General features: G+C 61.3%; 22 protein-coding genes. 1 reads left to right on the top strand and 21 read right to left on the bottom strand.

What is annotated here, in order from left to right; translation table 11 throughout:
• Nucleotides 1–77 precede the first annotated feature (77 nt).
• Nucleotides 78–914 (bottom strand): WecB/TagA/CpsF family glycosyltransferase, encoded by an 837-nt coding sequence (locus FHX11_RS06215; RefSeq protein ID WP_184356151.1) that lies wholly within the window; start codon nucleotides 912–914, stop codon nucleotides 78–80.
• A gap of 406 nt (nucleotides 915–1,320) precedes the next feature.
• Between FHX11_RS06215 and FHX11_RS06210 the strand changes: the two genes are divergently transcribed.
• Nucleotides 1,321–2,610, top strand: coding sequence for a DUF882 domain-containing protein (locus tag FHX11_RS06210; protein ID WP_184356149.1), 1,290 nt, complete (start codon nucleotides 1,321–1,323; stop codon nucleotides 2,608–2,610).
• A gap of 12 nt (nucleotides 2,611–2,622) precedes the next feature.
• Here the strand turns inward: FHX11_RS06210 and FHX11_RS06205 are convergent, their stop codons facing one another.
• The 20 genes from FHX11_RS06205 to FHX11_RS06110 form a co-directional block, all read right to left on the bottom strand.
• On the bottom strand, nucleotides 2,623–3,153 hold the full coding sequence (locus FHX11_RS06205) for a hypothetical protein (protein WP_184356147.1): 531 nt from the start codon (nucleotides 3,151–3,153) through the stop codon (nucleotides 2,623–2,625).
• Nucleotides 3,150–3,518 carry a hypothetical protein gene (locus FHX11_RS06200; protein WP_184356145.1) on the bottom strand — a complete coding sequence of 123 codons (369 nt, stop codon included), beginning with the start codon at nucleotides 3,516–3,518 and terminating at the stop codon, nucleotides 3,150–3,152. The genes FHX11_RS06205 and FHX11_RS06200 overlap by 4 nt, the downstream gene beginning before the upstream one ends.
• A 13-nt stretch (nucleotides 3,519–3,531) precedes the next feature.
• The gene (locus FHX11_RS06195; protein WP_184356143.1) at nucleotides 3,532–4,128 is read right to left on the bottom strand and encodes a rod-binding protein; all 597 of its coding nucleotides are present in this window, start codon (nucleotides 4,126–4,128) and stop codon (nucleotides 3,532–3,534) included.
• A 132-nt stretch (nucleotides 4,129–4,260) separates the two neighbouring features.
• A complete protein-coding gene (locus tag FHX11_RS06190) occupies nucleotides 4,261–4,680 on the bottom strand; it encodes a hypothetical protein (protein ID WP_184356141.1) in 420 nt (139 codons plus the stop codon).
• 14 nt (nucleotides 4,681–4,694) lie between these two features.
• Entirely contained in the window at nucleotides 4,695–5,447 is a 753-nt protein-coding gene (gene fliR, locus FHX11_RS06185; protein WP_184356139.1) for a flagellar biosynthetic protein FliR, read from the bottom strand.
• On the bottom strand, nucleotides 5,444–7,531 hold the full coding sequence (flhA, locus tag FHX11_RS06180) for a flagellar biosynthesis protein FlhA (RefSeq protein ID WP_184356137.1): 2,088 nt from the start codon (nucleotides 7,529–7,531) through the stop codon (nucleotides 5,444–5,446). The genes fliR and flhA overlap by 4 nt, the downstream gene beginning before the upstream one ends.
• A gap of 144 nt (nucleotides 7,532–7,675) precedes the next feature.
• The gene (gene fliQ, locus FHX11_RS06175) at nucleotides 7,676–7,942 is read right to left on the bottom strand and encodes a flagellar biosynthesis protein FliQ (protein WP_184356135.1); all 267 of its coding nucleotides are present in this window, start codon (nucleotides 7,940–7,942) and stop codon (nucleotides 7,676–7,678) included.
• Nucleotides 7,943–8,000: 58 nt separating this feature from the next.
• A complete protein-coding gene (gene flgD, locus FHX11_RS06170) occupies nucleotides 8,001–8,471 on the bottom strand; it encodes a flagellar hook assembly protein FlgD (protein ID WP_184356133.1) in 471 nt (156 codons plus the stop codon).
• Nucleotides 8,462–8,911, bottom strand: coding sequence for a flagellar biosynthesis repressor FlbT (flbT, locus tag FHX11_RS06165; protein ID WP_184356131.1), 450 nt, complete (start codon nucleotides 8,909–8,911; stop codon nucleotides 8,462–8,464). Before flbT ends, flgD begins: the two co-directional genes overlap by 10 nt.
• Nucleotides 8,908–9,255 carry a flagellar biosynthesis regulator FlaF gene (flaF, locus tag FHX11_RS06160; RefSeq protein WP_184356129.1) on the bottom strand — a complete coding sequence of 116 codons (348 nt, stop codon included), beginning with the start codon at nucleotides 9,253–9,255 and terminating at the stop codon, nucleotides 8,908–8,910. Before flaF ends, flbT begins: the two co-directional genes overlap by 4 nt.
• A 37-nt stretch (nucleotides 9,256–9,292) precedes the next feature.
• Nucleotides 9,293–10,330, bottom strand: coding sequence for a flagellar hook-associated family protein (locus tag FHX11_RS06155; RefSeq protein ID WP_184356127.1), 1,038 nt, complete (start codon nucleotides 10,328–10,330; stop codon nucleotides 9,293–9,295).
• A gap of 3 nt (nucleotides 10,331–10,333) precedes the next feature.
• On the bottom strand, nucleotides 10,334–11,809 hold the full coding sequence (gene flgK / locus FHX11_RS06150; RefSeq protein ID WP_184356125.1) for a flagellar hook-associated protein FlgK: 1,476 nt from the start codon (nucleotides 11,807–11,809) through the stop codon (nucleotides 10,334–10,336).
• Between the two features lie 24 nt (nucleotides 11,810–11,833).
• Nucleotides 11,834–13,111, bottom strand: coding sequence for a flagellar hook protein FlgE (locus tag FHX11_RS06145; RefSeq protein WP_184356123.1), 1,278 nt, complete (start codon nucleotides 13,109–13,111; stop codon nucleotides 11,834–11,836).
• A gap of 278 nt (nucleotides 13,112–13,389) precedes the next feature.
• On the bottom strand, nucleotides 13,390–14,061 hold the full coding sequence (locus FHX11_RS06140) for a winged helix-turn-helix domain-containing protein (protein WP_184356121.1): 672 nt from the start codon (nucleotides 14,059–14,061) through the stop codon (nucleotides 13,390–13,392).
• Nucleotides 14,062–14,341: 280 nt separating this feature from the next.
• Entirely contained in the window at nucleotides 14,342–14,929 is a 588-nt protein-coding gene (locus FHX11_RS06135; RefSeq protein WP_184357498.1) for a transglycosylase SLT domain-containing protein, read from the bottom strand.
• Entirely contained in the window at nucleotides 14,877–16,454 is a 1,578-nt protein-coding gene (locus tag FHX11_RS06130) for a flagellar hook-length control protein FliK (protein WP_184356119.1), read from the bottom strand. The genes FHX11_RS06135 and FHX11_RS06130 overlap by 53 nt, the downstream gene beginning before the upstream one ends.
• Nucleotides 16,455–16,456: 2 nt before the next feature.
• Entirely contained in the window at nucleotides 16,457–17,761 is a 1,305-nt protein-coding gene (gene motC, locus FHX11_RS06125) for a chemotaxis protein MotC (RefSeq protein ID WP_184356117.1), read from the bottom strand.
• Nucleotides 17,762–17,763: 2 nt separating this feature from the next.
• Nucleotides 17,764–19,110: a MotB family protein gene (locus FHX11_RS06120; RefSeq protein WP_184356115.1), complete on the bottom strand. Its 1,347-nt coding sequence runs from the start codon at nucleotides 19,108–19,110 to the stop codon at nucleotides 17,764–17,766.
• Complete coding sequence (locus tag FHX11_RS06115) at nucleotides 19,107–19,739, bottom strand: hypothetical protein (RefSeq protein ID WP_184356113.1); 633 nt, start codon at nucleotides 19,737–19,739, stop codon at nucleotides 19,107–19,109. Before FHX11_RS06115 ends, FHX11_RS06120 begins: the two co-directional genes overlap by 4 nt.
• Nucleotides 19,740–19,979: 240 nt before the next feature.
• The gene (locus FHX11_RS06110) at nucleotides 19,980–20,957 is read right to left on the bottom strand and encodes a flagellin (RefSeq protein ID WP_184357497.1); all 978 of its coding nucleotides are present in this window, start codon (nucleotides 20,955–20,957) and stop codon (nucleotides 19,980–19,982) included.
• Between the last annotated feature and the right edge of the window lie 171 nt (nucleotides 20,958–21,128).

Genomic DNA, 21,128 nt, shown 5'->3' with positions numbered 1-21,128 from the left:
AGCGACCGATGCAGAATGGTTAACCCACTCTAAATTTTCACGGCAAAGAAAAGGTTAACGCCCGAGGCCGCGCGCGGTCAGCCGGCAAGCGAGTCCGGCGGCGGAAATTGCGGCAGGCGCATCGGCTCGGCGGCGCGCAGAATGCGCTGTTTGCGACCGAACTGGTGGCGGGCGACCTGGTAGAGAAACAGCGGCACGCCGATGACATAGCGCCGCCACAACCGGCCCGGTTCCTGAAGCAGGCGATAGGCCCATTCGAAACGCGTCGCGCGCACGAGCGCCGGCGCGCGCGGAACCGTGCCGGAAACGAAATCGAACAGGGCGCCGACCGTCATCACCAGCCGCGCGTGATGCGGCTTGATATGATCGGCGACCCATTTTTCCTGCAGCGGCGTCCCCATGCCGACGATCAGCACATCGATCTTGCGGCGCGCGATCTCCGCCGCCACGAGTTCGCTTCCCGCCTCGCCGAAAAAGCCGTCGGAGATGACGATGAATTCATGCCAGGGCGCATGCGCGCGGAAATTCGCCGCCGCCTTCTCGATGACATGACGATGGCCGCCGACGAGGCCGATACGCTTCGGCCGGTCCATGAAGGTCAGGAGCGCCGGCACGAAATCGGTGCCGTTCAGATTGGCCGGAAAGGGCGCCCCATGCGCAGCGCGCGAGGCGATATCCAGGCCGACGCCATCGGGCAGAACGAGGTTTTGCGCCAGAACGCCGCGAAAGTCGGCATCGCGCAGCATCATCAGCATGTTGTGGGCATTGACGAAGGAAATGACCGTCTGGCCCGCCGGAAGACAGGTCAGCTCGTTGATGAAGCCCAGCGCATGCTCCCAATCGAGATCGCAGACCGGCAAGTCGAAAATCATTCGACGCGACGCAACCACGGCAAAATTTGCGACCCGATTCACCCAGACCCTCCTGCCTTGGACGTTTCATGCGCCAGGCACCGGCAAGACTTGCGACGCGACCCTTCCGCCGCCGTCCGCTCACGGACGCCGACAATGTCGCTGCAAGGGCTTATAGCAAGACCACCCCCAAGCTTGCGTTAGGAAAATCGATCGCAATTGCAGGAGAAGAGCAGGCTTTCGTTAACGCTGTCGACGCGGGGTTGGCGCTCGCTTGGCGGACGGCTGGAACCGGGAAATGGGGCCGTGACAGCGCGCATAAACAGTTCGTTAGGACTCTGTTGACCATAATTGCCGGTGAAGCGGCGTCGCAGACAAGACGTTCCTGGTATTCCGTATCTCTTCATCAAGGACGAAAGTCGTATCCGTGCACCTAGCGATCACGGCCATTCCAATGGCAAGTCTTTCCATGGTTCTAGCGTTCATCGCCCATCGTGTGGTGCTGATCGCGATGCTGGCATTCGCCGCCTTTGCGGGAACCGCGCAGGCTGCGGCTGACGACCGGGCTTTGAAGCTCTTCTTCACCCACACCGGAGAAAAGGCGACCATCGTCTTCAAGCGCAACGGCAAGTTCGACCCGAGGGGCCTGGCGCAGATCAATCGCTTCCTGCGCGACTGGCGAAAGAACGAACCGGCCAAGATCGATCCGGAGCTGCTCGATCTGGTCTGGGAGGTCTATCGCCGCAGCGGCGCCGGAGAAGCCATTCACGTGGTCTCGGCCTACCGCTCGCCGTCCACCAACAACATGCTGCGAAACCGCTCGCGCAGTTCCGGCGTTGCCAAGCACAGCCAGCACACGCTCGGCAAGGCGATGGACTTCTATATACCGGGCGTGAAGCTTGCGACCCTGCGCGGCATAGCCATGCAGCTGCAGGTCGGCGGTGTCGGCTTCTATCCGACCTCCGGCTCGCCCTTCGTCCATCTGGACGTCGGCAATGTCCGCGCCTGGCCGAGAATGTCGCGCCAGGAACTCGCCCGGCTCTTTCCCAATGGACGGACCCTCCATCTTCCCGCGAATGGTTCGCCGCTTCCCGGCTACGAGCTGGCCGTCGCGCAATCCAGGAAACGGTCGCACTCCACGGACAGCAAGATTGCCGCCATCATGGATGACGACGATATCGTCACGGCCTCGACGGCATCGTCCAGCTCTCCGACAGGCAGCAGCCTCGTTACCGCCCTTCTACCGCCGACGCCGCGAAATCGAGCCACGGATGGACTGGAGCTTCAACTCGGCAAGCGGGTTGAGGAGGACAAGAGCCGTCCCTTCGCTGATCTTGCCGCCTATGCCATTCCTCTGCCGGCGCTTCGGCCGAGCAGCGTCGCAGCCCTCGTGCCGGCGCCTGACAAAGCCGATCCCGTGGTCTTTGCGAGCCTGGTCATAGGCCGCAATCCCGCAGGCAGCCTCGTTGTTTCGGATCATTCCAAGGATTCAACCGGAGGCTCTGTCGGCAGATTGCAGCCCATGGCAACGCCGCCATCGGCGATCTCGCGGGAGATGTCGGCCGGCGTCGGAGCCATGTCCGCCGGCGCGCTCGTCGCATGGGCCTTGCAGCCGGTGGGGGTCACGATCGACATGACGCTCCCGAGCCCGGTGAGCGCCCCGCTCCTGGTGGAGCGGAGTTCAGTGGACACAGAGAACCCTGTCTTGGAGGTCGTCGACGACGACTTCGATCTTGAAAGGTTCGGCTTCGAAGGCTGACATTCGCCGGAATTAATGCGCCGGGGCCGCGTCCGGTGCGGCGCTGCCCTCGACGATCTTCACCGGCTTGACGGTTCGCTTGCCGGAAGCATCGCCATTGCCGATCTGTTCCTTCGAAATATAATCGAGCTGCTCGATGAGAACATCGGCGACATAATCGCCGCCGAGCCTTTCGTTCATGTTCTTCTTGATATCGTTGCGAAAGGCGGCAACGTCGAAACTCGTCACATGCGCGATGTCGATCATCTTGTTGCCCACCAGCAGCGAATAGAGTTCGTCCGTGGTCAGTGCCGCAAGCGGCGCCTGCAGCGTGCTCGCCTTGCCCTTCTCCATCATGAAGGAGATACGGGTGATGAAATAGCCGGTCACCTGGCCGCTGGCGATGACGGGCACGTTGATCGCTTCGCCCTTGACGAATTCCTGCTGCGCCTTCTTGGCGTCGTCAGGACTGATCGCGGGCGCCGTCGCCGTCTGCACGGAGAAATAGACCGAAGCCAGCGTCACGGCGCAAACCCAAAGACCGGTGAGGACGAGCTTGATCATCCGGCCTCACGGACGCGAAACTGCTCCTGCGAATAGGTGCCGTCCGCATCGGCGTTCTGCACCGCATTCTTGAGGATATCGGCAACGGCGCGAACGGCCTCGAGATGGGCCTCGACGCGGCGCGCGTTCAGGATCAGCTTCTTCTTCAGCCCATGAAGCTGCTCGATATGACCGGTGGCGAGATCCGCCGGATTGGTATCGCGAAACAGCATCGACAGCTCATAGAGGCAGCGGCTCTTGTGCGCATTCGATACCTTGAGATCGAATTCCGGGTCGGTGCCGATCCGGTTGTTCTCATTGTCGATGATCATTTCCAGGCGGCCGAGGACCGATTTGATCCGGTAGTCGTTCGAAATCACTTCCATTCTTTCCCCCAACTCATGCTTTCTTCGATGTCAGTGCGTCTTGAGCGGCAACAGTGTTGTTGTCGTCGCTATCGGTTTCCGTCGCAGCGAGCGTCTTGCGCTGGAAATCGGTGATGGCGCTCAGCGCCATCTTCTTGTCGTTCTCATCGGTGGCCGAGTTGATGGCACCGGTATTGCGCATCTTGGAAACCTGCTCCTGATACATCTTCTCGGCAATGCCGACGCCGCCATCCTTGGCAAGCGTATTGCCGAGCTGTTCGGCCATCATGCCCTTCCAGATTTCGCCGGCGGAGCCTTTGCCGTAGAGCGTGTCGCTGGTCGGCAGCATGTTCTTCACGAAGTTCTGCAGCACCATGGCTTCGAACTTGCGATAGACCTGCGGCACTTTCGTCGGCGCCACATGGGTATTGGCGTTGCTGAGGCCGGCCTGGGTCGCGGCGCTGTTGAGCGCATCCACGCTCGCGCCGAAGCCATTGCCGTTTTCCGCCAGGCTGGTGGCGGCGAAAGCGGCCCTGTTGGCGGCGAGCTTTTCCTGGGCCGCCTGGACATCGGTCGGGCTGGCGGCCTGGACGACATCCAGCACCAGATCACTCGGAGGCGAAATAGCCACGTCATGTTTCCTTTCACTGACACATGATCCCCGAACGCAAGATGCAGCCATCATGCGGGATCATGCCGAATCGCATGGTCGGGAGAGGATGGCGAACCAATCGGACGCCATTCCGCTCCAAGATGACGATGATTATGGTTTTTGAACCTTGCTGGAGGCTGGCGTGGTGTCCGCGAAGCGCTGATCGATGATGTCGTAGACGGCATTGTCATCCGCCTCGCGCATTTCCAGCTCGCGTGCATCCAGCCTGTGCTCTTCGAGCCGCTCGGCCTTGGTGCGCTCCTGCAGCACCTTCATCTCGATCAGCTCCTGGATACCGGCAAGCTGTTGGTCCTTGAGCGTCAGGCGACCGTAACGCTGGGCATATTGCATCGAGAACACCGCATGCACCGGATCAGCCGAGCTGATCGCCTCGATCACCTTATCCATGGCGTCGCTGACCTCGGTGCGCTGCCGGGTGGTGTCGGCGAGCTCGTTCTCCGCGATACGCTCGAGATGGCGCTGCACGGCGACAAGGCGCTTCAGCTTTTCGGACCGGCTCTTTTCCGCCATGGCGTCCGCGCCCCCTAATGCCCGTTGAAGACGGTGAGGAAGGCACCGGAAAACTGGCTGATCATCGCCGCGATGCTGAGATAGAGCATGAACAACCCGCCCATCAGCAGATAGGGCGTCGAGATGAAGTAGATCGGGATCTGCGGCGCCAGCTTGTTGATGAAACCGATCGAGATCTGGAACATCAGGCCGTAGAGCAGGAAGGGGCTGACGAGCCGCAGCATGATGAAGGTCGTGGTCGCCAACGTGTCCGCTACCGAGATCAGCGAGGCGCGCACGTCGACATGGCCGCCGAAGGGAATGACGGAATAGGACTCGACCAGCGCCTGCAGGACATAGTGGTGGAAGTCGAGAACGAACAGCATCATCAAACCGCAAAAGCTGATCATGCTGGTCAGCGACGTCTCATTCGATTCCTCGATCACGTCCATGCCGCCCGGCGCGTTGAAGCCGATCAGCATCGAGATCACCGAACCGGCGAATTGCAGCCCGAGCGTATAGAGCCGCGCCATCATGCCATACATCAGGCCGATGACCGTCTCGGTGAAGATCAGGCCGATATAGGTGACGTTGCTCTTCGACACTTCCGGATAGATCGTGTTCCAGAGCAGCGGCAGGATCGCCATCGACAGCGCCGCCGACAGCAGCAGCCGGATCTGCGGCGCCATGCGGCCCGACGAGAACCCCGGAAGCACCATGACGCAGCCGCCGATGCGGCAGAAGGCGAGAAACAACGCCAGAATGGTGCCCTGGGGGTCGGTTATCATGAAATGGAGCCTAGAATCTTGATCTCGATCCCCTTGGCCAATTCCACATGCGACAGGACCGGAAGGGTCGCGAACAGGCGTTCGATGATCATGCGCACATAGGAGCGCGTTTCCGGCGAGGTGACAAGGACGAAAGGCATGCCGCGATCCATGTATTCACGGATAACTTTGCCCGCCTGCTCGCTGAACTCTTCCAGGCTGCGCGGATCGATGTCGAATTCGACGATTTCGCCCTTCTGGTCGCGCTTCAGCGCCTGATGGAAGATCAGGTCCCACTTGCTACCGAGGCGCAGGACGCGCAGCACGCCATTGTCGGCGAGATCGCCGCAAAGCTGCTGGGCCATGCGCACGCGCACATGCTCGACGATCTGTTCGGTCTTGCGCACATGCGGCGCGAGCTCGGCCACGGCTTCGAGGATGAGATGCAGGTTGCGGATCGAAACGCGTTCGGCCAGCAGCAGCTTGAGCACCGCCTGCAGGCCGGAATAGGACATGTGCGACGAGCAGATCTCGTCGGCGAGCTTCTTGTATTCCGGATCGAGGCGATCGATGAGAATCTTCACGTCCTTATAGGAGAGAAGCGCCGGCAGGTTGTTGCGGATGACCTCGCTCATATGGGTGAGCACCACGGAGACGTTGTCGATCGGCTGGAAGCCCTCGCGCTTCAGATCGTCGGTGAAGGCTTCGAGAACGGAGACGGCCGGCATGCCGAAAGCGGGCTCGCGGATCTCGTCGCCGGGAACGGTCGGCTTGCGGCCGGAACCGGTGACGACCAGCACTTCGCCGACGCGGAGGATGTTGGAGGCGATCGTCGTGCCGTGGATGCGGATCTGATAGGACTTGTCGGCAATGGCGATATCGTCCGTCACCTTGATCTCGGGGACGACGAAGCCGTATTGCGTCGCGAATTTCTTGCGCATCTTGCCGACGCGGAAGGCCAGTTCCTGATGCGCACCAAGCAGGCGGGTCGAGACGATCTTGCCGAGCGCCAGCTCGATCTCGGCCGTCTTCAGGACCGACTTGACCGAATCCTTCTCCATTTCCTTCGTCTGCATCACCTTCTTTTCCTCGGCATCGCGGCGAAGCTTGTTTTCGGCTTCGACCTGGCGCGGGATGAACCAGGCGCCGGCCGCCATCAGGCCGCCGAGGAAGATGAAGGGGACGAAGGGCATGCCCGGCATGATGGCCAGGATGCCCATGAGGACGGCCGAAACGGCAAGCGCGCGCGGATAGCCGCTCAGCTGGTTGACGACGGCCTGATCGGTGGAGCCGGCGGTGCCGCCGCGCGACACCAGCAGGCCGGCGGCGAGCGAGACGATGAGCGCCGGCATCTGCGACACCAGACCGTCGCCGACCGAAAGCTTGACGAAGACATCCGCCGCCTGGCCGATCGGCATGCCGTGACGGAAATAGCCGATGATGATGCCGCCGAAGATGTTGATGCAGGTGATCAGAAGACCGGCGACAGCGTCGCCGCGCACGAATTTCGAGGCACCGTCCATGGCGCCGAAGAAGGAGCTTTCCTCTTCCAGCTCCCTGCGCCGCCGCTGCGCCTCCTGCTCGTTGATCAGGCCGGCCGACAGATCGGCGTCGATCGCCATCTGCTTGCCGGGGATGGCATCCAGGGTGAAACGCGCGCCGACTTCGGCGATACGCGTCGCGCCCTTGGTGATGACGATGAAGTTGATGGTGATCAGGATCAGGAAGACGATCAGACCGATGACGAAATCGCCGGACATGACCAGGCTGGAGAAGCCGGCAATGACGCCGCCGGCGGCATCGTGCCCTTCATAGCCATGCGAAAGGATGACGCGCGTCGTCGCGATGTTCAGCGCCAGACGCGTCATGGTGGCGATCAGCAGGATCGTCGGGAAGGACGAGAATTCGAGCGGCTTCTTGATCCACAGCGCCACCATCAGGATCAGCACCGAGAGCGCGATCGAAAAGGCCAGGCCCAAATCGATGAGGAATGGCGGGATCGGCAGGAACAGCACGCACAGAATGACCATGATGCCGAGGGCGAACCCGATATCACGGATGCTGGGATTGACCTTGGGAAGCGCTAATGCGGGTGGTTGTGCCATCGACCGGTTCCGTCTCTTCATGAGAGGAGGCAAGCGGTCGAGCCGCCTGCCCTATTCGAACCGATCAGTAAAAGGCGAAGCTTGCGCGAGAATGGCCTTCAGCGAGCCGGGAGCACAAAGTCTTTCCGGCTGCCGGCCGCAGGCTCAGAAGCCCGACTGGATGCGCGAAAAGACCAGATTGGTGAAGATGGATATCTGCGAGCCGACGAAAGGTGCCGTGACGCCGACCGTCACCATGACGGCGACGATCTTCGGCACAAAGGTCAATGTCGCTTCCTGCACCTGGGTCAGCGCCTGGATCAGGGCGATCACCAGACCGACGAGCATCGCGGCGAGAACGGCCGGGCCGGAGGCGACGAGGACCGTCCAGATCGCCGCCTGGAAGATATCCAATGCATCGGCTTCGTTCATGGCCCGTCATCCTCTGGTCTGGTTCGGCAGCTCCTCATGAGCTGCCGTCATATCGGTGCTATTCGGTCGAATCGCTGGTGGTAGTATCGCTCGACGTCGTCGTCGTATCAATCGTCGTGCCGGCCGGTGCGACGGTGACACCCGCCTGCAGCAGCACCTTGTCCCCACCTTCCGTCTCGGCGATGATACCGTCCGAATAGACGGTTATCTCCTTGATCGTGCCGGTGACCGTGCCGTCGGCACTCATGATCTCCTTGCCGATATAATCGGACGCCTGCGAAATCCACTGGTTCTGCAGCACCGTTTCCAGATGCGAATTGGTCTGGATCTGCTGCTCGACCTGGGAGAAGCTGGCGAGCTGCGAAATCTGCTCGCTGGCGTCCATGGGATCGGTCGGATCCTGCGTCTTCATCTGCGCGATGAGAAGCTGGAGGAAGTCGTTGTAGTTGATCGTTGCACTCTTCGCCGCCGTAGTAGACGCGCTGGTCGAAGACGTGCTGGTGCTGCTGGTGACTGCATCTACCGCCACGGTGCGATCTCCCTGCGAATCTGCTCGATGGTCGCCGCCGGCATTTCCTGGCTGTTGAGGATATTGTCCTCAATCGGATAGAGTCCGCGGATCGCCTTCAGCGCGTCGAAGGCGCGGCCGGTGGCGACGAGGCCGTCGATGCGCTTCAGTTCAGCCAGCACTTCCTCATGACGGAAGCAGGACAGGAGCATCACGATCGACTTGCGGAACATCGCCGTCGACTGCTCCTTGCCTTCCGGATTGATGAGGATCATCTGCGCGATGAAATAGAGCTGGCGCAGCGGCGTCGTCGCGTCTTCCGGCTGGAGGACGTGGTTCTCGAGCAGGAACGTCACATCATTCAGGAATTCCAGGGCAACCTTTCGGTCAACGCGCAGCACGGCCCCGTTGATGAAGATCTTTTCCCCGGCTTTAAGCGATATGCGAAGCGTACTTTTCATTTAAGTCCATCCCTGATGATGGTGGTGACATCGATGATGCCTTGATAATTTTCCGACTGGCGCCGGCGTATCCTGTCGCATTCCTTCAAGATCCAGATTGCGATGGAGATCAGATTGGCGCGCAGTTCGACGTTCAGCTGGTTTTCCGGACTTTTCAGGTCCTCGATGAAGCTCATCCAGACGCGCCTCGTATAGAACAGCGCCTCGATGGCCTCGCGGCCGTATTTCTCCTTGTCACGGGCGGCAGCGAGCAGAGCTATCGACCGGTCCAGAACTTGCCGTTCTCGCTCCTTGGCGTCGGCCACTGCATCCTGCATGACTTCCGCATATGAGAACTGATACATTCATGCATCCTTCCTGGTCATTCCATCCCTTTGATCATCAAAGGTAATTTACAAGGCTCAACTGCTGGATCTTGGAGACGATGGTGTAGGCCGTCTCGAGCTGAGTTTCGAGGCTGTTGACCTTGGTCGACGCCTCGTAGGGATCAACCCCCGTCAGATCACCGATATTGGTGTTGAGAATGGTCTTCTGGGCATTCAACGACGTATTGGCATCGCTCAGACGCGCCTGCGACAGGCCAAGCTCGCTTGCCTGATTGTTGAGGCCGTCGATCGCTTGGCGCGCATAGCTGGTTGCCTGGTCGGTGACCGCGTTCAGCGCGTCCTGGCTCAGCCCCTGCCCCGCCAGCGCATTGGTGACCGTGGTCGCCAGCGCCAGGTAGCGCATGCCGGATTCATTGGCGTTGGTCGAGGATTCGATGACTTCGGAATTGCTGATGCGGCTCGACATGTTCTGATCCGAGGCGCTCGACCAGTCCGACCAGCTGCTATCGTCGGTAAACATCGGCTCGACGATGGTGGTAATGAAATCGGTCATCTGCTCGCCGGTGAGCTGATCGACGGTGGTGCCGTTGTCCGTCGCATACTGCGTCAGCGCCGTCTGGATCTCCGTGGTCGCGGCATCGGAATTATCGGTCATCGGCTGCACGTCGGTATTGGTGCCGGCAAAGAGGTATTCGCCGTTGACCATGGTATTGGCACCGGCGATGACATTCGACAGCGTCGCCGTCGCCGTCTGCTGCGTCAACGCGATGCTGCTGTCGTCGCTGTTGCCGCGCAGGGCCACGAGCTGATCCATGAATTTCTGTGCCTGCGACGACATCTGGCTCAAGGCCGTCTGCGACGACGTCATCCGCTGATTGACGATCGAATTGCTGCTGAGAATGGAATCGATGCGCGATACGTCGCGTGTCAGGTTCACACTCTGCGTGGTGCCGCTGCCGAGCGAGACGCCGATATCGGCATAGACGCCGGTCGTCGCTTCCGTCGAAGCCGTCGTCATTTCGTTCTGTGCCTGACGGATCGTCTGGCGCATCGAATTCTGAATGGCTGTGCTCGAAATGAAGGAAAGTTTCATGGCTTAGCTCGCAATATCCAGTACCGATTGAAGCATCTCGTTGACGGTGTTCAACAGTTTCGTACCCGCCTTGTAGGATTGCTCGATATCCATCATCAGCGTCAGTTCTTCGTCGAGGTTGACGCCGGTCTCGTTCGAATAGGCTTCCGAAGAGCGCGACAGCGCGGCGGAGGTATTTTCCCCCGCGGTCGTCGCCGTGCTGCGCTGGCCTTCAAGCCAGCCGATGGAACTGGATGCGTAGTCCATGAGGCTCGCGGACGTGTCGGAACCGGCGGTGGAATCGAAATCCATCTTCGTGTTCATCGCGGTGATGTAGGCATCCAGCTGGGTGGAATAGCCGCTGTCGCCGGTGGAATTGACGACATAGTCGGAACCGTTGATGCCGCCGTCGCGCAGCAGCGTCGGATCGCCCGTGCTCGACGAGGTGCTGACCACGGCCGGGTTGACGGTGATCGAGCCGGCGATGCCGGTGACGACGGAGGCGCCGGTGGGCACCGTGCCGTCGCTCCAGGTAAAGAGGCCGACAGCCTGGCTGGAGTCGGTCTGATTGGTCTCGGCAAACGTCGTTACCAGGCCGCGCGCGATTTCATCGAGCTGCTTCTGATAGGTCGGAGCGACATCGTCGCGCACCTGCAGCGAGGCCTGCAAGCTTCCCTGCGCGGTCGTGCTCGCGCCCTGACCCGCGGTCAGCGCGACACCGTCGATATAGACATTGTTGCCGGTGGTGCCGGCCGTATAGGAATTCGTCGGAGTGAAGGTCACCGAGCGCGGGATCGTCTCGAACAGGGTCGCGCCGCCGGTGGTATAGAGCGCCACATCGTTATTGGCGCGCGTCACCGTCGTCACGCCGACGATCTGCGAGATCTGCTTCAACACCGAATCGCGCTGGTCGAGCGCATCGGCGAGCGCGCTCGATGTCGCGCCGGAGGTTGCCGTCGCAGTCTTGACCGCATCGTTTGCCGTCTGGAACTGCGTCAGCAGACCGTTCAGCGTATCGACATCGGAACTGATCTGCTTGTCCGCATCGGCGCGGACGCTCTGCACGGCCGTGGTGGCGTTGTTGAGGGAGGTGGCGAGACTCTGGGCGGCGTTGATGGCCGATTGCGCCGCCGTGGTGCTCGATGGCGAGCCGGCATAGGTCTGCATCGCCGTCTGGAAGGTCGACAGGTAAGTGGCCGCCGAAATTTCGTTGTCGTTGCCGCCGAGCGTTCCCGATTTCAGGCTTTCATAGGCCTTCAGAAGCGCCTGCTGAGCGGCGTCGGACGACGTGCTCGACAGGAACGCTTTCTGCAGGGCCGGCTCGTCGGCCCTGGCGATCTTTACGACCTGCGCGCCAGTCATGTCGGTCGACAGCATCGCTTGGCGACGGGAATAATCCGTGTTGCCGGCGTTGGCGATATTGTTCGATACGACACTGCTCTGCGTGCCGCTATTGTTGAATATCGCTTGTGCGTTGTTGAGTGCTGTGGTGAGCGACATGACTGACCCGATGCCCTATGGTGTTTAACGCTGCAGGTTGACGAGAACGTCCAGAAGGTCGGACCCGGCCTGGAACACCTTGGAATTCGCCGTGTAGCTCTTCTGCGACACGATCATGTTCGTCAGTTCGGTTGCGAGGTCGACGTTGGATTCTTCCAGGGCGCCGGACTGGATGTAGCCGAGACCGCTGCTTTGCGGCCAACCCGTGACCGTCACGCCGGATTCGCCGTTGGCCGAATAGACGTTGCCGCTTTCCAGCGTCAGGCTGTCCGGGCTCGCCACCGTGGCGAGCGGGATGCGGTAAAGCTCCTTGGTCGAGCTGTCCTTATAAACCGCGCTGACCGTGCCATCCTTGGAGATCGTGACGCTCGACACCGGGTTGGGAGCCTGACCGTCCATCTCGCCCGTGGCGCTGAAGTCGGTGGCGACCTGGGTGAAGCCGGTCATATCCATCGCGATGGTCTGTGTCGTCGATCCGCTCGCGAAGCTGAGGTCGAACGATCCGCCCGAGGTCAGGGCGCCATCGTCATCGAAGGTCAATGTCGTGCTGCCGACGGCGGCGCTGCTATAGAGAGCGCCACCCGATGTCGGGCTGGCAACGAGGTCCGCCTGATTGTAAACCTGCACATCCCAGGTGTTGTCGTCCGTCTTGGTGTAATAAATGTCGAAGGTGACGGCATTGCCCTGGCTGTCGTAACCCGTGATCGAGCTCTTGCTGGTGTCGGTGGTCACCGGATAGGTGTTTTCGGAGGGCAGGTAACCGGTGCTGCTGCTGGTAGCGACCGTGGCGTTGGAATTCAGGTTACCCGTCATGCTGCCGACCGTCGTCGCCGCCTTGCTGGTGCCGCTCGGCGTGACATTGATCGGCACCATGCCGCTGAAGCCGTTGACGACCACCGAGGGGGCGCCGGAGGCGCTGGAATAACCCATCAGCGTGAAGCCGGCGGCATTGACGAGGTTGCCCGAAGCGTCCGCCGAAAAGTCGCCGGCACGCGTGAGGAAGGTCTGGCCAGCGGCGTTCTGCACGACGAAGAAACCGCTGCCCTGGATGGCGAGGTCGGTGGAGGAAGTCGTGGCGGACACAGTGCCCTGCTGCGAGATCGCGTAGCGCACGGTCGTCTCGACACCGCCGGAATTATAGTTGCCGCTGGAAGAAGGCAGCACGAGCGAGGAGAAGCTCGTCGATGCCTGCTTGTAGCCGGTGGTGCTGGAATTGGCGATGTTGTCGGAGACGGTCGCCAGACGGTTCGCCTGGGCATTCATCCCTGAAACTGCGGTTTTCATGCTGCCGAAAATGCTCATCTGGAATCCTCGTTATTCCTCATGCTTCTGAGAGTAGGAAGCGGGCCTTGCGTGAAGCTGTCTGAAAAGAGGAAAAGCCGGTCATCATGAAGCAGCCTTTCGGATTTTGCCGCGCAACCCACCGAAACGCCGAGGAAGCATGGCGACGGTAAGGATTGGCGTACGATTGACTTCGACGCCGCAATGACGCCGAAGCGCATGCAAAAGCCCGAGAATCGGATGATATCTCGGGCTTGCAACAGGTTCAGGGCATTATCGCGCCGACTGCGGCGAGAGCATCAATTCCAGTCGATGCAATAGCCAAGGAAACGCTTGGAATCGACCGGATCGAAACCGAGCTTCTTGCGCAGTTTCTTGCGCAGCTTGGAGATATGGCTTTCGACGACGTTTTCCTCGACCTCTTCGTCGAAGATGCCGTAGATCGCGTTGAAGATCTGCGTCTTGGTGACGCGACGGCCCCGGTTGGCGATCAAATATTCCAGGATACGGCGCTCGCGCCGCGGCAAGGCAAAGACTTCGCCGTTGATTTCCGGATCGCGGCCGTCGGCGAAGACGCGGACGGGACCGATATCGGTATAGTTGGAGATCGCCTTCAGCCTGCGGCGGATCGCGGCCGCACGGGCCAGGATCTCACGCGGATGCACCGGTTTGCGCACGACATCGTCGACACCGCAATCGAAGAGTGCCAGCGTCGATTCCAGCGACGGCTGGTCGCTGACCGCAATGACCGGCGCGGCCGACCGGTCGCGAATTGCCCGCGGCAATTCGTAGACCTGCTGCCCCTGTCCGATCAGGAAAGCCTCGACGGCGGCGATATCGCCCTCCGCAGCCGTCGTGACCCATTCGCCAAATTCCCGGGGATCAAACCCCGTCGACGGGATGCCTTCCCGTCCAAAGAGAGATGTATAGCCGTCCTTAACGAGCTCTCGCTCATCAACCACTACGATCATTCGTCCGCCTCCGAATCAGTGTGGTGTTTCGATGTAACATGGGTACGAATCGGGCGAATCACGAACAACTGTCGGAAATGAGTGACGGAAATTAATAATTGATTAAGATTTGGGGGGCGATTTGCACTAGATATAGTGGGTCATCCCGATTTTACACCGATAAAAAAGTCGTTAGTTAGCATATTACGCATATACGTAGCTCAAGTCTTTCGCCTTCTGTCAATCACGGCAAGGCGGGCAACCATGACAATAATAAGGCGATATACAACCCATAGGTTGTTCAATTTTGGCAAAAGTTTGCCGCATTCGCCGTCCATTTCCCGTATCCGGTCGCAACCAGATTGGCGATGACGCGGCAGACATACACCTTTTGGGCGGGGTCGTTGTTCGGACCGGCGTGGTATCTTGCTACCGCCATCGTCCAGGTCTCATGCCTGTCATGGAGATCGCGAAGGAACTTCGCGGCGTATTCGACATTGCTGCGTGGATCGAACATGGCGGCAACGGAGGCGAAATTCTCCCCGTGAAAATACTGGTTGATCTGCATGCAGCCGATGTCGATCAACTTCGCTCCGCTCTGTTTCGCCGCCACGAACGTCTGCAGGGCGGCGTTCTGCGATGCCGGGAAATACGGCTTGCCCTCGATATTGAGAGCATAGGGGGAGAGCGAACCCTTGCGCCCGGTCTCTGTCAAGCCCACCGAATAGAGGATGCCTTCGGGTATGCCGTATTTCGCCGCGGCCGACTGGATCTCGCGTTCGCAAAGGCCAGCCGCGCCGCTATCGGGCACCGACGCATTGCCCGAAGCGGCAACGTCAGAGATAGACGTCGCCTGAACGCAGGCGCCGAGCGCTGCCGCCAGTGCCATCCTCCGTGCCGCGTTCGCCCGCGCCGCCATTGCCGTCATTGCCATTTGCCTGTTGCCCCGAGTACTGCTGCCCCCTGGATCGCGCGTCACCACCCTGGCCCTGATTCATCAAGGATTGCTGCTGAGACTGCCCCTGGAAGCTGGATTGCCTGTTGCCATCCGACGACTGGTCTCCGCTCGCAGCCAGCGAAACGGTGATGCTGTCGACCTGATAGCCCTGGGCGCGCAAGGCATCGACCATATGACTCTGATCGGCATGGAGCTGCCGATAGGCATCTCCCGTACTTACCTTAAGATCGACGCTCAGCTGATCTCCCGAAAGCCGCATCGTGGCGGTGACCTGACCGAGATTGTCGGGATTGAGCTGGATCTTCAGCGTGTTGACGACCTTGCCTGTGCTTGTCCAGCTCGCCGCGTTGGCAAGCGTCGAGCTTGGCTGCATTGCCGCTGCCCAATCCTTGTCTCCGGCCAGGGTCGCCGTAACCAGCGCGCTGTTGGTATTGGCCGCAAGCCCGAGATAGCGGCGGGAATCCAGCACCGTCACGGTCTCGACATTGCCGCTGCCCGAAGCCTTGACATCGGCATGCGCCGCATCGTCCGTCCCCTTGCCGACCGACAGATCCAGCGAGCCGCCACGTCCGTCGGCGCGTGTCAGCCGGAAGGTCTGCGCCACCGGATCGTCGCCGACCGTGCCGGGCAATACGGCGTCGCCATCCTGCGCATCCGCCGTTACGGTCTTCGCTGCCGCATCGGTTACCTTGCCCAATGGCTGGCTCGGCTCCGCCTGCGTCTTCACGTCGGCTGCGGCAATGGCATTCGCAGCGCCCTGCGGCGCATTCAACAGCGACAGGACGTCCGAGACTGCACTGCCCGGCTGAGCGCCTTGCGTCGGCAGCTGCTTACCATCATCGGAAGAGGAAGAGACTTTTCCGCTCTTGACGGCCGATGTCTCCGTCTTGTCATCCGCCTCCTTCCGCACCGGCTGGTCACCAGCGAGCGCATCCGCCAATTGCTGGGCGATATCATCGGCCTGGTCCGGAACCTGCGCCAAATCCGCATCGCCGACCGTTTCCGGCATCTCATCCTTTTCGACGGATGTCGCATCGTCGCCGGGGACCGCCTGTTGCGGGTCCGTCAGCGACTTGGGGAGAGTATCGGTGCCAAGGGCCTGCGGAAACTGAGAGGCGACCGACGGCTTGGCGCCTTTGGTCAGGGTCGCGAGATTGGCAAGGTTGGCAAGCGACGGATCGATCATGTCGGTTCCGGGATTGATGCCGGCATCGTCGACCGGAACGGTCGTCCCGAGATCGACCGCCGGATCCGGCGTCGTCCCGGTGGCGGCATCGGCTGTATCCGCGTCGCCCTCGGCATCGGCATCGGGCTTGCGTCCGTTGCCGAGCGAGCTGGTCAGCGCATCGAGAAAGCCTTTGCCGTCGCCGCCATCCTGCTTCGTCGCACGCCCGCTTTTGCCGACGGCAGCAAGGTCGGCCCCTGAAGGGGCGCTGGAAATAGCAATGTCAGCCATGATTACTTACTTTCCTGCTTCAACAGGCCGTCGATGGCGTCAAGCTTCGAGCGGCTCGTCGTGACGAATGCGTTGAACGAAGGATCGGCCTCCTGCCTACCTTCCTCCGGGGTAGAGGCCGCATTCGCTGCGGCCCTCTCCTCAACACCCGCCGTGGCCGGGGATGGGGACCCCGACTGGTTCGTCACAGCAGCATCGTGTTCAGTAGTCTCTTGATTAGGCAGACTAGATGGAGAGGCTTGCTTCAGGCTTGCCGGATCGGGAGCGCGCGTGATTTCGGCGGCCACCGCCCGGGCGGCATCCCTGAGCGCGCGGTCGCGTTCATTCAGCTCGCCAACCGGCATGCGGTCTATGCTGCGGATCGCCGCGCCAAGATCCGGGCTCGATACGCTCGCGACCCCGCCGTAGAAACCGGCCAATGCGCCGAATGCGTCGCTGCCGTCGTCGGAGATCGCCTGGGCGCGGCCGGATGCCAGCGCCGCCAGATCCACCTTGCCGGCAATGGCGGCACGGCGCGCCATGCGCATGTAGATTTCCCGCTGCCGCGGCGGGTCCATGAAGGAGAGGATATCGACGATATCCTGCTGCTTGACGTCGCCGTCGTGATCGACCACGAGCTGGACGAAGAAATCCGCGAACTGGCTGGCATAGGGCGAATGCAGGAAACGCCTCGTGTAGCGCTGCGCATAGGAAAGCCCCTCCGGCACCATACCTGCTTCGGCACACAGGGCCACGGAGCGGCGCAGCGCCGATTCCTCGACGATGGTGCCCGGTGCGGTCAGGCGCGCCCAGTCATAAAGCTTCAATGCCGCCTTGGGGTTCTTGGCGGTCATGGTGTTGCCGGCGACCAGCGAGAGATAGGGGCCGATCTTCTTGTCGCGATATTCCTCCGCGATGCTGGCCAGCGTGTTGACCACCAGCAGGCCCTTGCCGTTCAGATATTTTCTGAGAACGTCGGCAACGCGATTGTCGAAATTGCCGTTGACGTCCCGCGACATCAGATATTCCAGCGTCTCCGGATTACCGCCGCTCATCGCATAGATCAGCGCGGCATCGACGTTGCGGCTATCGTCGAAAACGGACTTGTCGGCCGAACGCAGGCGTTCGTCGACGGTCGCCAGCATGAAGCGCTGCATCTCGCCGGCCGAGCTGTCGCCGGTCGCGACGGAATCCTGGATGAATTCCAGCGAGCGCAGCATCTTGTAGGGCGGCAAGTTGTCCTGGCCCTCGGCGCGAAGCCCGCCGGGCATCAGCATGCCGAGGGTGAAGACGAGCGCGAGGCGATGACGATGCGGGAGGCGCGTCATGACTATCCCTGTTTGCCCTGGTTCGGCTTGACCGGATTCTGACCCGGATTCTGAACCGGCTTGGCTCCGCCGGTCTGGTTGGGAGCGCCCTCGATCAGGATCTCGATGCGGCGATTGGCATCGTTGAACGGATCGTTCGGCAGCTTCAGGCGGCGGTCGGCGAAGCCGGAGACCTGCTCGATCCGCTTCTCGTCCAGCCCGCCGCTGACGAGCATGTAATAGGCGCTCTGGGCGCGATCGAGCGACAGGCGCCAATTGTCGTTGCGGCCATCGACCATATAGGGACGTCCGTCGGTATGGCCTCGGATCAGGATCGACCCCTTGCGGTCGGAGAGGATCTTGCCGAGTTTCGCCATCGCCAGCACCATTTCCTGGCGCGGGACGGCCGAGCCGATATTGAACATCGGATCATTGCTCTGATCGGAAATGGTCACGAGAAGACCGCCCTCGGAGGAAGCAACCTGCACGCCCTCGGCCAATTGGCCGGCAACGCCGCTGAGCTGCGCCTGGATCGCCCGCTGCAATTCCTTGGCGTCCTGCTGCTGCTCTTTCGTCGGGGCATTGTCCTTGCCCTCGGCGGCGGCGTTCTCGCTCGCGCCGCGCTTGCCTTGCGGCTTCTCGCTCTGCGTCGGCTGATCCTCGGGAGCCTGCGGCTGATCGGCCGGCTCGCCGCTATCGGCGGCGGTCGCCTTGGAAAGGGCGATCACCTCGCCCTTCGGCTTTTGATCGGATTTGGCGGATTGTTCCTCGTTCGCCTTTTTCGAGGCGCTGGAAACCTCAACCTGCTTGGTCCAGAAATCCGGATCGAAGGGATCGCGATAGGCCTGGCCACCATCGGCACCGGTGGCGGGGCCGGATTGCGCGGCACCGCCCTCGCCCTTGGCGCTGACATTGGCCTGCTGCCCCACCTGCTGGGCGATCTCGGCGAGGACCGAATAGGGATTCTCGAAGAAATCCGCCTCCGAATAGGCGGTCTGGTCCCCAGAGGTCGAGGTCATATCCTCGCCCGTCTTGGCGGACTTGCCGTTGTTCGGATTGGTTTCCTCGTTCTGCGATTTCGCCTCGTTCTTTTTCCCATCGGCCTGATCGACAGGCTTTTTCAGACCCTTTTCCGTCGGCTTTTCATCCGCGAGCTTGATCGGGTTGAAATAGGAGGCGACCGAAGCCTTGGTCTCTTCGTTGGCGGCATTCACCAGCCACATCACCAGGAAGAAGGCCATCATCGCCGTCATGAAGTCGGCATAGGCGATCTTCCAGGCACCGCCGTGACCGCCCTCATGATCGCCGCCGCCATGCCGCTTGACGACGATGATCTCGTGCTTGCCCTGGCTTTGATCGCCCTCAATCATTTCAGTATCTCTCTCAGACTAGCGGCCCAGGCGGACATGCGGGTGACGAGGACGCTTTCGCCGATCGTCACCGTGAGGTCGACATCGTCGGCCTCGACATGACGCAGCAAGGCATCGCTGTCGCGAAGACGCGACTCGAGGATATCGAACAGATGGCGCGGGCCGCTGACCGTGACCGGACCGACATCGCCTTCCAGAACCGCCGATGCCACCAGCTCGGCGAGATCGGCGACGGCCCCGGCGCTCAATGCCTCCGTCATGATCGGCGCAAGCAGATCGGCGGTCTCGGCACTGACCGCCTGTCCAAGCATCGTGGCGATCTCGGTCATCCCGGCGGCGATCTTTTCCGCCGCCTGCTCCTCATATTGCGAACGCAATGCCTCGATCTCGCGCCGGTGCGCCTCGGCCAGCGCCTCCAGTTCGGCGCGGTGCCGGCCGGTCAGTTCCTGTGTCGCCGCCTCATGTCCCTGCGCATAGGCATCGCGGCGCTCGGCCTCGATGTCGACCGGCGGCTCCTCTGGAGCGTCGAGGAAGGACGTCGCCTCCTCAAAGGCCACGTCCGGCAGGCCGGACGGCGGAGGCAATTCGGCGCCGAAATCCTTGAGATACCGGGACAGCATCGGGCTCATGCGAATACCCCCTCGCCATTGCCGGCAAAGGGCCGCGCGTCGATGCCTCGGAGGGCCTGCAGAATTCCCGTGCTCAAAACGTCGATCATCACACTTCCGGTTTCCGTCGTGCGGCCGCACGCCCCCGAATAACACTCGGAAATCGCGCGACCATGCCATTGCGATGGACCGTAGGGGGCCAAACTTGTGCGAGGATGAAGGCGGGCGGGCGCGGCCGTTTCCGCCGCGCCGACGCGAGAATCATTTTGCCTGAAGCAGGATCAGCACCTTGTTCGCCATGGTGTTGGCGATCGACAGCGACTGAATGCCCATCTGCTGCGCCGTCTGCAAGGCGCTCTGCCGGACGGCGGCCTCTTCCATATTGGTATCGACGAGGCTGCCGACACTATCCTTGATGCCGTCGCCAAGCTTGGAGACATAGTCCGACTGGTCGTCGATGCGCGACTTCAGCAGACCCAGGGTCGAATTCGCCGAGGTGACCGAAGTCAGAAGCGAATTGGTGACATTGATCATGTCGGTCAGCTCGGCGTCGGTCGTGCTGGAGGAAATGGAGATCTCGGTGCCGTCGGCTGGCGGGGTGCCGCCATCGGCGGCAAGGAGATAATAGTTGCGGGCGGTCGAGCTTCCGTCCGACGTGCCGAGCGTGCTGGCGTCGATGTTCTTCGTCAGAAGACCGCGGCTCGGGTCCTGCGTATCGATCATCAGGGTCTGCGAGCTGTCGTAGTCGATCGAAACCAGATTGACCTGGCCACCGGAGCCGCGCGTGAAATTGCTGATGATCGATTTCTGGGTATCGGCCTGGCTGTTGGTGTTATAGAGCCAGTTCTCGCCCGAGAAGGATGCCGATTGGGTCACCGACGTCAGCTGGTCCTTGAGCTGCTGGATATCGGCGTTGACCGCATCCTTGTCGGTGCCCGGTTCCTTGGCCGACACCAGCTTCGCCTGGATCTGGGTTACGATGTTGACGACCGTGTCCATGGCGGTGGAGGCCGTATCGACTTTCGAGCCGCCGAGACCAAGCGCATCGGTGATGGTGGAAAGGCTGCTCTGGTCCGACCGCATGGTCGTCGCCATGGACCAATAGGTCGGATCGTCGCTCGCGGTTTCGACGCGGAGACCGGATGTAACCTGCTGCTGTACGACGCCAAGATCCTTGTTGACTCCACGCAACACAGTCAGCGCCGCCGAGGTGGCGCGGTTCGTCGTCACATTGCTCATCTGATAATCCGTAATTCCATTGGGACTGGCAAACCGGGCCGAGCCGGCAGCAACGATCGGCGTCATGCCCGCCTGCGGGAACGATCCCGACATGGCTCGTCGCTAGAGCGGAGCCCTGAAATCGGTGAAACACCAGGCCCTGCGCAGATACTGCAAATCAGTTACCCAGCA

Origin of the sequence: Rhizobium sp. BK602 (genome assembly GCF_014195095.1) — a bacterium.
Classification (GTDB): domain Bacteria; phylum Pseudomonadota; class Alphaproteobacteria; order Rhizobiales; family Rhizobiaceae; genus Rhizobium.
The sequence above is the reverse complement of the archived record's forward strand: the minus strand, read 5'-3'. Positions and strand labels throughout refer to the sequence as shown.

Excerpts from the sequence above, each read along its gene's own strand:
- flbT (WP_184356131.1), bottom strand. The coding sequence starts at position 8,911 with ATGAAAAGTACGCTTCGCATATCGCTTAAAGCCGGGGAAAAGATCTTC.
- FHX11_RS06135 (WP_184357498.1), bottom strand. The coding sequence starts at position 14,929 with ATGGCACTGGCGGCAGCGCTCGGCGCCTGCGTTCAGGCGACGTCTATC.
- fliR (WP_184356139.1), bottom strand. The coding sequence starts at position 5,447 with ATGATAACCGACCCCCAGGGCACCATTCTGGCGTTGTTTCTCGCCTTC.
- FHX11_RS06130 (WP_184356119.1), bottom strand. The coding sequence starts at position 16,454 with ATGGCTGACATTGCTATTTCCAGCGCCCCTTCAGGGGCCGACCTTGCT.
- flhA (WP_184356137.1), bottom strand. The coding sequence starts at position 7,531 with ATGGCACAACCACCCGCATTAGCGCTTCCCAAGGTCAATCCCAGCATC.
- flaF (WP_184356129.1), bottom strand. The coding sequence starts at position 9,255 with ATGTATCAGTTCTCATATGCGGAAGTCATGCAGGATGCAGTGGCCGAC.
- FHX11_RS06115 (WP_184356113.1), bottom strand. The coding sequence starts at position 19,739 with ATGAGCCCGATGCTGTCCCGGTATCTCAAGGATTTCGGCGCCGAATTG.
- flgK (WP_184356125.1), bottom strand. The coding sequence starts at position 11,809 with ATGTCGCTCACCACAGCACTCAACAACGCACAAGCGATATTCAACAAT.
- FHX11_RS06200 (WP_184356145.1), bottom strand. The coding sequence starts at position 3,518 with ATGGAAGTGATTTCGAACGACTACCGGATCAAATCGGTCCTCGGCCGC.
- FHX11_RS06210 (WP_184356149.1), top strand. The coding sequence starts at position 1,321 with ATGGTTCTAGCGTTCATCGCCCATCGTGTGGTGCTGATCGCGATGCTG.
- FHX11_RS06145 (WP_184356123.1), bottom strand. The coding sequence starts at position 13,111 with ATGAGCATTTTCGGCAGCATGAAAACCGCAGTTTCAGGGATGAATGCC.
- FHX11_RS06140 (WP_184356121.1), bottom strand. The coding sequence starts at position 14,061 with ATGATCGTAGTGGTTGATGAGCGAGAGCTCGTTAAGGACGGCTATACA.
- FHX11_RS06205 (WP_184356147.1), bottom strand. The coding sequence starts at position 3,153 with ATGATCAAGCTCGTCCTCACCGGTCTTTGGGTTTGCGCCGTGACGCTG.
- FHX11_RS06120 (WP_184356115.1), bottom strand. The coding sequence starts at position 19,110 with ATGATTGAGGGCGATCAAAGCCAGGGCAAGCACGAGATCATCGTCGTC.
- FHX11_RS06155 (WP_184356127.1), bottom strand. The coding sequence starts at position 10,330 with ATGAAACTTTCCTTCATTTCGAGCACAGCCATTCAGAATTCGATGCGC.
- FHX11_RS06190 (WP_184356141.1), bottom strand. The coding sequence starts at position 4,680 with ATGGCGGAAAAGAGCCGGTCCGAAAAGCTGAAGCGCCTTGTCGCCGTG.
- fliQ (WP_184356135.1), bottom strand. The coding sequence starts at position 7,942 with ATGAACGAAGCCGATGCATTGGATATCTTCCAGGCGGCGATCTGGACG.
- motC (WP_184356117.1), bottom strand. The coding sequence starts at position 17,761 with ATGACGCGCCTCCCGCATCGTCATCGCCTCGCGCTCGTCTTCACCCTC.
- FHX11_RS06110 (WP_184357497.1), bottom strand. The coding sequence starts at position 20,957 with ATGAGCAATGTGACGACGAACCGCGCCACCTCGGCGGCGCTGACTGTG.